This is a genomic window from Halomonas sp. A29 (genome assembly GCF_046723295.1).
GTDB lineage: Bacteria > Pseudomonadota > Gammaproteobacteria > Pseudomonadales > Halomonadaceae > Halomonas.
Genome location: NZ_JAXQPR010000004.1, coordinates 74,216 through 87,035, shown reverse-complemented (window position 1 = coordinate 87,035; position 12,820 = coordinate 74,216). Strand labels below are relative to the sequence as shown.

General features: G+C 64.2%; 8 protein-coding genes. 2 read left to right on the top strand and 6 right to left on the bottom strand.

Going from position 1 to position 12,820, the window contains the following annotated elements; genetic code table 11:
* The first annotated feature begins 156 nt into the window (after window positions 1-156).
* Both SPH52_RS08740 and SPH52_RS08735 read left to right on the top strand, forming a co-directional pair.
* Window positions 157-1,332 carry an ATP phosphoribosyltransferase regulatory subunit gene (locus tag SPH52_RS08740; RefSeq protein WP_411794632.1) on the top strand — a complete coding sequence of 392 codons (1,176 nt, stop codon included), beginning with the start codon at window positions 157-159 and terminating at the stop codon, window positions 1,330-1,332.
* A gap of 122 nt (window positions 1,333-1,454) precedes the next feature.
* The gene (locus SPH52_RS08735) at window positions 1,455-2,750 is read left to right on the top strand and encodes an adenylosuccinate synthase (protein WP_411794631.1); all 1,296 of its coding nucleotides are present in this window, start codon (window positions 1,455-1,457) and stop codon (window positions 2,748-2,750) included.
* Between the two features lie 110 nt (window positions 2,751-2,860).
* Here the strand turns inward: SPH52_RS08735 and SPH52_RS08730 are convergent, their stop codons facing one another.
* From SPH52_RS08730 to SPH52_RS08705, 6 genes are read right to left on the bottom strand one after another with little or no spacing between them, the layout of a single operon-like run.
* Window positions 2,861-5,491, bottom strand: coding sequence for a tetratricopeptide repeat protein (locus SPH52_RS08730; protein WP_411794630.1), 2,631 nt, complete (start codon window positions 5,489-5,491; stop codon window positions 2,861-2,863).
* A gap of 38 nt (window positions 5,492-5,529) precedes the next feature.
* The gene (locus SPH52_RS08725; protein ID WP_411794629.1) at window positions 5,530-6,774 is read right to left on the bottom strand and encodes an alginate lyase family protein; all 1,245 of its coding nucleotides are present in this window, start codon (window positions 6,772-6,774) and stop codon (window positions 5,530-5,532) included.
* Between the two features lie 38 nt (window positions 6,775-6,812).
* Window positions 6,813-7,676, bottom strand: a complete 864-nt coding sequence (locus SPH52_RS08720; RefSeq protein WP_411794628.1) for a polysaccharide lyase — start codon at window positions 7,674-7,676, stop codon at window positions 6,813-6,815.
* The gene (locus tag SPH52_RS08715) at window positions 7,666-9,222 is read right to left on the bottom strand and encodes an HlyD family efflux transporter periplasmic adaptor subunit (protein WP_411794627.1); all 1,557 of its coding nucleotides are present in this window, start codon (window positions 9,220-9,222) and stop codon (window positions 7,666-7,668) included. The genes SPH52_RS08720 and SPH52_RS08715 overlap by 11 nt, the downstream gene beginning before the upstream one ends.
* A gap of 19 nt (window positions 9,223-9,241) precedes the next feature.
* Window positions 9,242-11,170: a glycosyltransferase gene (locus SPH52_RS08710; RefSeq protein ID WP_411794626.1), complete on the bottom strand. Its 1,929-nt coding sequence runs from the start codon at window positions 11,168-11,170 to the stop codon at window positions 9,242-9,244.
* A 9-nt stretch (window positions 11,171-11,179) separates the two neighbouring features.
* Entirely contained in the window at window positions 11,180-12,526 is a 1,347-nt protein-coding gene (locus tag SPH52_RS08705) for a UDP-glucose dehydrogenase family protein (RefSeq protein WP_411794625.1), read from the bottom strand.
* Window positions 12,527-12,820 lie beyond the last annotated feature (294 nt).

Genomic DNA, 12,820 nt, shown 5'->3' with positions numbered 1-12,820 from the left:
GCTCGCGGCCGATCTTCTTGACTGGGTCGGTGGGGTTCAACCTGCCGCCAAACGTGATAGAATCCTTGAACCGGGCGTGGCCCGGTTTTTTTGTGGGCCATTTTTGCCATCAGAGTCTTTTTTTGCCCGCCCAAATCGCCTTGCAGGATTGACGACATGACCATTGCTGACCGCTGGCTGTTGCCCGACGGCATGGATGAAGTGCTGCCGCCCCAGGCGAGCCGCATGGAAGAGCTGCGTCGCACGCTGCTCGACCTTTACTACCGCTGGGGATACGACCAGGTAATGCCGCCTCCGGTGGAATTCCTCGATTCCCTGTTGACCGGTACCGGTACCGACCTGGACCTGCAAACCTTCAAGCTGACCGATCAACTCACCGGTCGCCTGATGGGAGTGAGCGCTGACGTGACGCCCCAGGTGGCGCGCATGGACGCCCACTCCATGCGTCACCAGGGGCCGGCCAGGCTGTGCTACTGTACCAACGTGCTGCGGGCCAAGGCCGATCAGCATCAGGGAGGGCGCAGTCCGGTCCAGGTCGGCGTCGAGCTGTTCGGTCATGCAGGCCTCGAAGCGGACCTCGAGATCCTGCGCTTGGCGCTGCTGAGTCTCAAGGCGGCGGGTGCCGGTGAGCTGCACTTGGCGTTGGGCCATATCGGCATCTATCGTAGCCTGGTACAGGCGGCTGCCTTGGGACCCGATCAGGAGCGAGCACTGTTCGAGGCGCTCGAGCTCAAGTCGCCCGGGGCCCTGGCCGAGCAGGTCGAGGCAAGCGTGGGCGATCCCGCTCTGGCGCAGATGTTCCAGGCGCTTGGTTGCCTGCACGGTGGCCCGGAAGTGCTGGACAGTGCCAAGGATGCCTTCGCCGGTGCGCCGGCCGCCGTCGGCGAGGCCCTGGCGCAGCTCAGATCGCTGCACCAGGGAGTAGCGGAAGAGCACCCCGAGGTGGAGCTCTATTTCGACCTGGCGGAGCTGCGTGGCTATCAGTACCACACCGGGATGATGTTCGCGGCCTTCGTGCCGGGATATGGCCAGGCTCTGGCCAAGGGCGGACGCTATGACGATACCGGGCGTGTCTTCGGTCGAGCTCGTCCCGCTACCGGGTTTTCGATGGACCTGAAGCTGCTCGCCACGCTGGTACAGAGCGAGCCGGCCTGCGACGGTATCTGGGCGCCGGTTAGCGGAGAGGGCGTCGCGGAGGCGATCGCCGCGCTACGCGACGGCGGCCACCGGGTGGTACAGGCATTGCCGGGGCAGACCACGCCTCCCGAGGCGCACCGCTGCAGTCTGCGATTGGTCCTGGTCGATGGACGTTGGCAGACGGAAGCACTCTAGGTGTTGGCACGCGCTGACGCCTGACTTGAACGATACCGGCAGCGGGCCGGAAGACGAGCGCGGCCCGCGGGCCGGATGATCGATGCGCGCATACGCAGCGCTGACACGAGAGACGAGACACAATGGGCAAGAACGTAGTCGTACTGGGCACACAGTGGGGTGATGAAGGCAAGGGCAAGGTGGTCGACCTGCTGACCGAATCCGCCGCGGCGGTGGTGCGTTTCCAGGGCGGGCACAATGCCGGGCATACGCTGGTCATCGATGGTGAGAAGACCGTGCTGCACCTGATCCCCTCCGGCATCCTGCGTCAGGACAAGACCTGCGTCATCGGTAACGGCGTGGTGCTGTCCCCCGAGGCGTTGATCAAGGAGATCCGCGAGCTCGAGGGCAAGGGCGTGCCGGTGCGCGAGCGGCTGCGGCTCTCTCCGGCCTGCCCGCTGATCCTGCCTTACCACGTGCGCCTGGACCTGGCTCGTGAGAAAGCCCGTGGTGTAGCCAAGATCGGCACCACCGGTCGCGGTATCGGCCCGGCCTACGAGGACAAGGTGGCGCGCCGCGGCCTGCGCCTGGGCGACATGCTGCATCGCGAGCGTTTCGCCTCCAAGCTGGGCGAGGTGCTCGACTATCACAACTTCGTGCTGGTGAATTACCACGGCGAGAAGGCGGTGGACTTCCAGCAGATCCTCGACGAGGCCATGGAAATGGCAGAGGAACTGCGTCCGATGGTGTGCGATACGGTGAGCCTGGTTCACGAGCTGCGCCGCGCCGGTGAGAACATCCTCTTCGAAGGTGCCCAGGGCTCACTGCTGGACATCGACCATGGCACCTATCCGTTCGTCACCAGCTCCAACACCACTGCCGGCGGCACCGCCACCGGTTCCGGCGTCGGGCCGCTCTATCTTGACTATGTGCTCGGTATCACCAAGGCCTATACCACCCGCGTCGGCTCCGGTCCGTTCCCCACCGAGCTGTTCGACGAGCACGGCCGACACCTGGCCGAGCGTGGCCATGAGTTCGGTGCCACCACCGGGCGCCCGCGGCGCTGTGGCTGGTTCGATGCCGTGGCGCTGCGCCATGCGGTACAGATCAACTCGGTCTCGGGCATCTGCCTGACCAAGCTCGACGTGCTCGATGGGCTCGAGAACATTCGGGTCTGCGTCGGCTATCGCAGCAAGGATGGCGAGGTGCTCGACAATCCGGTCGACTCCGAGGGCTACGAGGCGGTCGAGCCGCTCTACGAAGATCTGCCCGGCTGGAGCGAATCGACCCTGGGGGCCAAGCGCATAGAGGACCTGCCGGCCAACGCCCGCTCCTATATCAGCTACCTGGAGGAGAAGGTGGGCACTTCGATCGATATCGTCTCCACCGGTCCGGACCGTAACGAAACCATCGTGCTGCGGAACCCGTTCGAGGGTTGACCCTCCCCGGCGCGACATGTAGCGCGTGGGATGATAAAGACAAGGCCGGCATTCAGGTGCCGGCCTTGTCGTATCGGGGCGTAACATATCCTCTGCCGCCCCAGGAACGCTCAATCCTCGACGTCCACTTCACCAGCGGCGGCGATGGCTTCCTCATCGGTGAGCAGTTGACGCAGAGTCTCGATGGCGAGTTGCCCCTCGCTCTCGAAGACGTCATCGAGCCAGAGTAGGGCCTGCTGCTGGTTGGCCTGCTCCAATCCGCGAGCCGAAAGGTAAGCCTGGGCCAGGGCGAGGCGCGCGCTACGATGCCCTTGGCTCGCCGCTTCATAGAGGTAGTTGGCGCCGCGCTCGGGGTCGCGCTCGAGGTTGTCGCCACGCAGATATTCGCGGCCGAGGGAGGCCTGGGCGCCGGGATGACCCTGTTCGGCGGCGTCGAGCAGCAGCTCGTGACCCTGTTCGACGTCCTGGTCGATGGCTCCCTCTCCCCGCATCAGGGCAAGCCCCAGCGCTGCACGTGCATAAGGGACGTCGGCATCGCTGGCCTGGCGGTACCAGCGTTCGGCCTGCTCTGCGTCCTGCTCCACGCCGTCGCCGTGCTGGTAGGCCTCGGCCAGCATGAAGGCAGCATGCGGCGAGCCCGACTCGGCGGCGGCGGTCAGCAGTTCCAGGCCGCGCTCCACATCCTGCGCGACGTGGTTGCCAGTCAGGTAGGCTTCGCCCAAGTCGGCGCGTGCGCCATCGTGGCCCCCTGATACGGCGGCTTCCAGGTAGTCGATGCCACGTTCGTTGTCGCCCCGGTCCATGTACATCCGGCCAAGGCTTGCCGCGGCGCCGGCATGGCCCGCCTGGTGAGCCTGCCCCAGCCAGTACTCGGCCTGGCCCTGGTCCTGCTGCACACCTTCACCGTCGAGAAAGGCACGGCCGAGGTCGGCCATGGCGCCGGGATGGCCGTCTTCCGCAGCGGCGACGAGTGCTTCGATATTGCCCTGGGCGCCCAGGTCGCGCTGCACGTGGGTGAGCGCATCGTCGGCGGATTCGTGTCCCGCCTCCTGGGCTCGCGTCAGCCAGAGGTTGGCCTCGCCCAGGTCTCGCTCCACGCCGTTGCCATTGCGATAGGCACGGCCCAACACCACCATGGCGTAGGCGTCGCCTTGCCCGGCGGCCTGGGTCAGAAGCTGAATCCCCTGGTAGGGATCCTCTCTCAGTGGCCCCTCCAGATAGGCCTCTCCGAGCAGGGTCATGGCAGTCAAGTCGCCGTCCTGGGCGGCCTGGCGCAGCAGCTCCTCGCCGCGGCTGGGTTCGAAGGCAAGGCTCTCTTCGTCCAGGTAGGCTTCACCCAGCAGCCTCATGGCTCCCGGCTGTCCACGCTCGGCGGCCTGGCGCAGCAATTCCTCACCGCGCAAAGGATCCTCCGGCACTCCGCGACCCTTGAGATAGGCCTCGCCCAGTTGCTGGGTCGCCCACGGGTGGCCGAGTTCATGGGCGCGCTCGAGATAGTCGACGGCAATGTAGGGTTGGCCGGCGATACGTTCGTCGTCGAGATAGAGCGAGCCCAACTGGGCCAGCGCCAGCAGGTGGTCATGCTCGGCTGCTTGCTCCAGCAGGCCCATGCCGCGGGGGAGATCGTTGAGGCCTCCCTGACCTTCGACCAGGGCACTGCCGAGGATCACCCGAGCGTCGATCGATCCGGCCTCGATCGCTTCGCGCAGCCAGCGCTCGGCGCGTACGGGCTCCGGGCGACCGGTTTCGGGTTCGAGCAGTGCCTGTCCCAGGGAGGTCATGGCGTCGACGTGGCCCTGGCGGGCGGCATCTTCCAGCAGCTCGATGCCCTGCTGTTGGTTGCCGGCCTCAGCCATGTCACGGCCGGCGTGGGCGAGGGCGTCGAGGTCGCCAGCCTGGGCCGCCTGGCGTAGCCAGTGAATGCGCTGGTCAGGCTGGTCGCCGAGGAGGCCCTCCTCCGAGTAGAGCGAAGCCAACTGCTGCATGGCGTCAATGTCGCCCTGCTGCGCGCTGGCCTGGAGCACCTCGGCATGGCGCTGGGCGTAGTCCATGGCCTGAGCCGGATCCTCTTCCAGCCAGCCGTCCGGGGCGTGGGCCTCGGCCAGGGCTTGCAGCGCCTGCTGTTGACCTTGCGCGGCGGCCTGTTCATAGAGCCGGCGGGCCAGCTCCGGGTCGGCCTCGACGCCTTCGCCCCCTTCGGCAAGCAGGTCGGCGAGCAGGACTTCGGCGGTGCGGTCGAGATCTGCCTCCTTGGCTTGCCAGAGCAGGTAGTAGGCCAACGCGTCGTTGCGCTCGACGCCTCTGCCTTCGAGGTAGAGCCGGGCGAGGTTCAGGGAAGCATGGCCACGCACGGAGGAGGGCGTCTCGATGGCCAGGCCGTAGAGACGGGCCGCTTCGGCGGGGTCCTCCTCGACGCCGAGCCCTTGGTCGTAGAGCTTGGCCATCTCGTAATAAGCGGGCGGCACGTCACGATTGATCAGGGGCTGCAGGTGTTCGATGGCCTCGTCGTAGCGCTCCTCCTCGATGAAATCCTGTGCCCGGTTGATACGATCCCAGTCCGTCGTCTCGATGTCGGCTTCAAAGCCGTCGGCAAACCAGGCCGCGTGCGCTTCGGGAATACCGTGCGCGTGCTCGCCGCCGGGTGGCTCATCGGTAGTGGCCGCGCAACCGACCAGCCATGCCGACAAGGTGACCGCTGCGGTCAGCCGCAGCGAGGGGACGAGCCGAGTCCTGTTCGTCATGTATTCCATGTGTTCCCCTCTGTGGTGTGGTTGCTTCCTCAGTTGCTCAGGCCGCGGAAGGCTTCGGTACGTCGCCGCTCCTCGTCCATGTGGATGTGCTGCTGGGCCTCGGGATCCATGAAGTAGAGTGTCATGAAGCCGCCTGCACTACGGTTGTAAGTGGGGCGAACCCGGGTAACGAAATCGGCCATCTGCGGATGGTCGAAGTGGGTGAGGTAGATATCCATCCAGGTGAAATACTGGGGATCGCGCAGGAAGCCGGTGAACTGCTCCAGCGGAGCGTAGTCGCCCAGCTCTTCAGGGCTGTCGAGGATCTGGAACAGAAAATCGACGGCGTCATGGATATTCTTGCCCTCGTATTCCAGGTCGAAGATGTCGTAACCCTGACGCTGAATGATCTGCATGTTGGTGATCAGGTAGTTCAGCGCATAGTTCTGGTAGTGGGTCGCACGTCGGCCGCGACCCACCTCGAGGGGCAGGGCCCCGTTCTCTGTCATGTCATGCAGCGCCGAATAGATGGCGCTGACACCGAAGCGGAAAAGATCGTCGTCCTCCACCAGAACGCCGATCATGCTGGCGTAGAGGGCACGACGATAGAAATGGTTGTTGCAGCAGCTCTCCTCCGGCTCGCCGGGAAACGCCGAGTGCTGCAGGGCGAGACCGTGCAGCCACTGCTCGACTTCGGCGCGCTCTTCCTCGAAGCCATCTACGTAGGGGCGCACGATGGAGTAGGCCATGGCGGCGGCGAACAGCATCGACTCCGTGGCGAACCAGGCCTGAGGGTCGTTCGGGTCGAAGACGAAGGTGGTCAGTGCCTTGGCCTCGGCCCAGCCGTTCAGGTAGCGCACCAAGCAGTCGGCGTAGAAGGTATCGCCAGTGGCAATGAAAGCTCCGGCCAGTACCGACACGCTATCCTCGAAGGCGAAGAGCGGTTCGGTGGCCAGCTCCCACTCCTCGGGGTTGGGATAGAAGCCCGGAATCCCCCCGCGTGTGGTGATGGGCTCGAAGTTGAGCTTCTGTTGGCAGCTGTGGCCCGTGGAGAGCTCGTCCTTCAGTTGCAACAGGATCGAGTTGTTGGTCTCGTCCAGCAGATCCATGCGTGCTTCGACATCGAAGTATCCGGCATCGGGATCGGTGACCCGGTACTCCGAGAGGTCGAGTTCCATGCGCTCTTCCCGTGAGAGCGTGTCGGCCGCTGCGGCAATGCTCCCCATCGCCAGCAGGACGAGGGTGAACGTGCACAGCACTCTTGCGGGAAATCCTTTTGCTACGGCAAGGGGCATGATCGGCGTCGCTCCATTGGCGCTCGGATGCGCGGTGGTCAAGGCTGCGGCGTGAAGAAGCGGAAGGCGGCAAAGTCCACGTACTGATCTCGCGGTGTACGCCACCCTTCGCCGGTACCGCCAAAGAAAGTGGAAAACATCAGCCCATCGATGGTGATCGCCGGCGTGGTGCGATAGACGACGTTCTGCTGCTCCAGCACCGGACGGCCATCGACCCAGAGCCGGACGATTCCGTTTTCCTGGCCGGGGTCGTTGAGCACTATCTCCTGTTCGATGGTGACCCACTGGCCCAAAGGGAAGCGCCAGGAGCCACGTCCCACCGAGTCGCCCTCGAAGCCGACGACATAGGGATAGAGTTCGCCCTCTCCCTCTTCGCGCCACATAAGACGCATCGAGAAACCCGTGGTGCCGTCGACATCCTCGCCCCCTGAAGGTGCTTCGCCGCCATAGAGGCCTGGAAGCTTGCCGCCGCGCACGAAGTCGAAGTCCGTCGGAAAGCGGACCATGTAGCTTAGGCAGGCCCGATCGGCCCCCTTGATGGAAGGCGGATCGCTGTAGAAGCCTGCCCCGCCCACCGGGTCCTCTCCCGGTGAGGAGGTGCCGGCGGGGTAATGCACCCGCAGGCCGGGTTCGCCGATACCGGTCTGTCCGGCGCCGAGACGTTCCACGTTCTCCTCGGTGCCCCAGTGGCGGTTGGTATGAAAGTTCTGTCGCACGGCGGCATGAGCGTCCGCGGCCTGGCGCGGGCGGGGTGTTTCGACCTGCATGTAGCGCTGCGAGCAGGCTTCTTCCTGGGGAATGCCGACATGGGCATTCCCGGCTTCGTCGGCATGGGCGGTGGCTAGCGGCAGCAACAGCAGCAACAGGGCGCCAAGCGGCGTCTGGCTGGACTCAACTTTCATCGGTAGCCTCATCGTTGTCCTCCGTGGCGGCGCGATAAATGTCGTCACCGAACTGGATGACCGTTCGCACACCCTGCCAGATTCGCTCCGAGGCGGCCCCCAGCAGCGGTGCTTCGGTAAAGCGCACGTCCACCGGCTGGCCGACGCTCTCGGCCGGCAGTGGCTCCTCGGGTACCAGCAGCACGCTGGCCACGTTTTGCTGTTGTCGTACCCAACTGGGGAAGCCGGCACGTGGCTGGCGTTCTACGTCGAGGGCGACGTTGCGCACCCGCGCGCGAATGGGCTGGTTGGCGTTGGCCAGGGTTACGTAGGCCTGCTGGTCGGGTTCGATGCGGCTGATGTCGTTCATGTGCACCAGTGCCTCGACCAACACGTCGTCCTCATCGGTACGGATCAGGGTCATGATCCGCTCGCTTTCGTTGATGTAGACGCCGTCGGCACTGCTCAGGGCCCAGGCCACCAGGCAGTCGCAGGGGCTGTAGATGTCGTTGCTGGCTGCGCGTGCCTCGAGTGCAGCGATGCGGGAGCTCTCGTAGTCGCGCACCGTCTCGAATTGCTCGATACGCGCCTGGGCGATCTCCGGCGAGACCGACTCGAAGGTCGTGGTGTCGCCACTGGCAGGCTGTGCCGAGTTGGCCAGGCTGACCTCCTGCATGCCGCCGTCGAGGTGCTCCTGCAGGTTCTCGATCAGCCGGTTGTTGTAGTCCAGTGCCGCCTCGGCCAGGATCAGGTCCGATTCCAGCTCACTGTTGACTACATTGGTCAACAGCTGGTCGCGCTCGACCTGATCACCGGCCGTCAGCTCGTGTTCACCGAGGATACCCGGCCCGGGCGCCCGGATATCGATGCGCGGAGCGGTGACGGCAGCGAAGCTCGGTTCGATCAGCATGAAGTTGCGATAGGCCGTGGCTGCCGCCACCAGCACCAGCAGGCCGATGGCAGCGAACAGCAGAATGTAGCGCCCCATCGGCTTGGGCGGGCGTGCTGGCGGCAAGGGCCTGGTCGCCTGGCGCTTGCGGGGTGTCTGGGGGTCCTCGCCTGACATGAGGCCTTCCACGTTCGGCGAGCGCCCGCTGAGTGCACTGCGAATGATCTGGCGCAGCAATTCGCGATGCTGCGGCTCGATCTCGACGATTTCGAAGCTGGTGTCGAAGCCGTCGCCGCCGCTGGCGGGTCTTGAGCGCAGGCATTCGGCCTGCAGTGGCACGATCAGTTCGGTGGCACCGGCCATCATCAGCAGCGAGGCGGAGATCCGCTCGCCCGGCTCGAACCTGCGTGGGCTGCGGGCGGAGAACCCTCCCAACGAAACGTCGTTGCCGCTCAACTCGGTATCGCGGTCGGTGAGGTCGACGCGAAATGGAAGGGCAACGCGAATGTAGCCTCGTTCGTCGCGACGCTCGTGCTGCAGCCGGTCGCCCTGGGTCAGGCATATGCCGTCATGCTCGGCATTAGGGTCGGCGGCAGGGTCGGGCCGTCTGTTCGATTGGGTCCTTCCCAGGGTAGGCTCATGTCGCTTGGGGTCGTCGTGTGAAAAATGATCAGCCATCCGTTGGTCGCTCCATGCATCAAGGGTTAGCCGTTGCCACTTCGGACGGGGCATTGGGCTCGACCCTGAGTCGTACGTCGACAAGGGTCAGGTAATGTTCCTGCAGGGCCAGCTGGCAACTGGCATCGACGGTGCACTGGGCGGCATTCTGAATCGGTTCGTCGTCCGGTCCGCGCATCAGCTCCGCCAGGGCCGGGGAGATCGCGAGCGTCGTGGTTCCGGCGTTGCCAAGGATCTGCTTATCCCGGGCCAGGGCGTGCCGTTGCAGGGTCTCGAGCAGGTCGCCCTCCAGTCGGAAATGGCCGGGTGGCAGTTGCACGCTGTCGCGCGCCTTGTCGGCCAGGGCCGAACCGAGCCAGCGGTCGATCCGCTCGGGCTCCCGGTTGCGCTCCCATGTCTGGTCTCGGGCGATGTGCAGCGATACCCGGTCCGGCGGAGCCATCACGCCGGTGGAGAGGAGCAGGGCGAACAGCAGCAGGCCATAGGCGAAGCCATGCAGCACATGGCCCATGCGGCGCTGTCGGCTGGCCGCGACCGGATCGTTCGGCTCGCCCGTGGAGATTCCCTGGCGAGTCCACTTCTGGCGGTTGAAGCGGAAACTGACGTAGGTCTTCAGCATTGCGCCCCAGACCTGGTTGTAATAGATCAGCGGAATCCACAGCAGGCTGAAACGTCCGCGCTGCCAAGCCAGAATCGAGGTGGCAATGCCACGAGTGAAGAGAATCCACAGCACGTAGGCGAAGAGGAACGAGGGCCTGATGAACAGCGATACCAGCGTCACCACCGTGGGCCCGACCAGGGTCGTCCACATGGAGAGGCGCTGGTCTACCAGGCTCCACCAGGTGAACATGCCCATCGGGCGAGGCCCGAGGGCGATTGCCCGGTTACTGGTACGCAGCATATTGCCGTACCAGCGTCGCATCAGGTCGGTGGTCGAGGCGAAGAAACGCCGTCGATCGGGCAGTTCCTCGAACCCGGTCACGTAGACATCGGGGATGTAGAGCATGCGCCAGCCGTTCTTCAGCAACCAGTACCACGAGGATTTGTCGTCACCCGAGAGGAACTTGAAATTGCCGAAGCGCCAATGGTCGACATAGTCGCTCTCGATCAGCTCGATGAAGTCCGGCTGGGTCGCCAGGTCGGCGCGAAACACGCTGTAGCGCCCGGTCAGCACCAGCAGACGGCGCGAAACCGACATCGAACTCATCATCAGGTGGCGCTGCGCGTAGCGTAGGTCGTACCACTCGCGGGTAGCATCGTTGCCGGTCACTTCGGCGCGGTTGTTGGTGGTCAATGCGCCGAGGTCGTCCTGCGCCTGGAAGAAGGAGAGCGAGCGCGCAAGCGTGCCCGGTTCGAGCCGGATGTCGCCATCCATCGAAACCAGCAATGAGCCTGGCGACGGCAGGCGCCGGGAGATCGCACGCAGTACTTCGGCCATGGCCGAGCGCTTGCCGTCCCCCTTCTGGAACATGTAGCGGACTTCGACGTTCTTCGGCCAGCCGTGGCTGTCCATGACGTGGGTGATGACATCCACGTCGGTTCGATCCGAGATGGAAGCGAAGATGGTCGTCGGCACGCCGAACTCGTACGCCTCCCGGATGAGGGCATCGTAGACCTGGAAATTGACCTGAGCCTCGATGCGATAGGAGGTGCACAGCACGAACAATTCCGGTGGTTTCTCCAGCTCACCGACAGCATCGGCTTCGGCCCGCATGCGTGGAAAGACCATGCGGTTGTACCAGGTCGAGCGTGCCGCCTGCACTGCCCACCAGGAGTACCGCCAGGCTCCGATTGCGCCGATGACGAAGAAGAAGCTCTGCGACTCGGGAGAGAACACGTCCGACGGCAGCTCGCTGATGATGACGACCAGCAGAGCCAGGCCGAACAGGAATGTCGTCAGCTCCGTGATGCGGCTGGCAGTGGTAGGGTCTCGGTGAGTTGCGGCCATGGTCGCTCCTCAGGCCAGTACGGGCCGCACTGAGTCACCTCGGCCGATAGCGTAGTAGGCAAGCCCAGCAGCCTTGACGGTCTCGGGATGGAACAGATTGCGGCCATCGACCAGTACCGGCTCCTCGAGCTTTTCGTACAGCTCGGCGAAGTCGATGGTGCGAAAGGCCTTCCACTCGGTGCAGATGACCAGGGCGTGGGCTCCCTCCAGGGTGTCGTCACGGCGCTCAGCCAGCACCAGGTCATCGCGTTCACCGTAGAGGCGGAGGCATTCGTCGGATGCCTCCGGGTCATAGGCATGCACCCGTGCACCGGCATCCCACAGGGCTTCCATCAACGCTCGGCTGGGCGCTTCGCGCATGTCATCGGTGCTGGGCTTGAAGGCCAAGCCCCAAATGGCGATGGTCTTGCCGGCCAGTTGACCGTCGAAGGCCTGGCAGAGCTTCTCGAACAGCTTGTTCTTCTGCCGGGCATTGACCCGTTCCACGGCCTGGATCATTTCAGCGGGATGGCCGATCTCCGCGGCTGTGTGGGCCAGTGCCTTGACGTCCTTGGGAAAGCAGGAGCCGCCGTAGCCACAGCCGGGATAGATGAAACTGTAGCCGATGCGTGGGTCGGAACCGATACCGTGACGCACTTCCTCAACATCGGCGCCGAGACGCTCGGCGAGGTTGGCCATTTCGTTGATGAAGCTGATCTTGGTGGCCAGCATGGCGTTGGCGGCGTACTTGGTCAGCTCGGCGCTGCGCACGCCCATGAACATCATCTTGTCGCGCTGACGGTTGTAGGGTCCGTAGCACTCCAGCATGGCCTGCTTGACGCGCTCCGAGTCGGTGCCGACGACGATGCGCGAGCCGCGCGAGAAATCCTCGATGGCAGCGCCTTCCTTGAGGAATTCCGGGTTGGAGCAGACGTCGAACTCCAGGCTTGCACCGCGTTTTCCCAACTCGATGGCAACGGTGCGCTCCACTTTGCTGGCGGTGCCCACCGGCACGGTCGACTTGTCGACGACGATCTTGTAGTCGTTCATGTACTGGCCGATGGTCTCGGCGACTTTCAGCACGTACTTGAGATCTGCGCTGCCATCTTCGTCGGACGGAGTGCCCACGGCAATGAACTGGAGCAGGCCGAATTCCACGGCCTTGGCCGCGTCGGTGGTGAACTCGATGCGTCCCGCGGCCTTGTTCTTGCGAATCAGCTCCTCCAGGCCGGGCTCGTAGATGGGCACCTCGCCGCCATTCAGGAGAGCCACCTTTTCAGCATCGATGTCCACACACATGACTTGATGGCCGACATCGGCCAGACAGGCGCCGGTTACCAGTCCTACATAGCCAGAACCGAAGATGGTTATCCTCATGATCGTCATCGCTCCTTGCCATTGCGCCCTGTTTCATCCGATCGTCGCCATCGCTCCATGCCGTTGAGGACGAGGAGCGATGACGAACAGGGCCGAGTCAATTTAGTTAGCGTGCCATCCCAGGTACGCAACATTTGCGCCAACTGGAAAACACTGTTTCCAGTCAGTGATTTGGCAAGAGATGGAGAAAATAGTTATTGAATGGGACGGCACAAGTTGTCGGTAATAAGAGACATATGTAGGCCGAAGTGAGCTTAGCCTTGTGGATCAAGGAGTTGAACTGTCTCTTGATGG

Bases quoted from the DNA above. Each gene is read 5' to 3' on its own strand.
- SPH52_RS08730 (WP_411794630.1), bottom strand. From the start codon at position 5,491: ATGACGAACAGGACTCGGCTCGTCCCCTCGCTGCGGCTGACCGCAGCG.
- SPH52_RS08715 (WP_411794627.1), bottom strand. From the start codon at position 9,222: ATGGCTGATCATTTTTCACACGACGACCCCAAGCGACATGAGCCTACC.
- SPH52_RS08720 (WP_411794628.1), bottom strand. From the start codon at position 7,676: ATGAAAGTTGAGTCCAGCCAGACGCCGCTTGGCGCCCTGTTGCTGCTG.
- SPH52_RS08710 (WP_411794626.1), bottom strand. From the start codon at position 11,170: ATGGCCGCAACTCACCGAGACCCTACCACTGCCAGCCGCATCACGGAG.
- SPH52_RS08705 (WP_411794625.1), bottom strand. From the start codon at position 12,526: ATGAGGATAACCATCTTCGGTTCTGGCTATGTAGGACTGGTAACCGGC.
- SPH52_RS08725 (WP_411794629.1), bottom strand. From the start codon at position 6,774: ATGCCCCTTGCCGTAGCAAAAGGATTTCCCGCAAGAGTGCTGTGCACG.
- SPH52_RS08735 (WP_411794631.1), top strand. From the start codon at position 1,455: ATGGGCAAGAACGTAGTCGTACTGGGCACACAGTGGGGTGATGAAGGC.
- SPH52_RS08740 (WP_411794632.1), top strand. From the start codon at position 157: ATGACCATTGCTGACCGCTGGCTGTTGCCCGACGGCATGGATGAAGTG.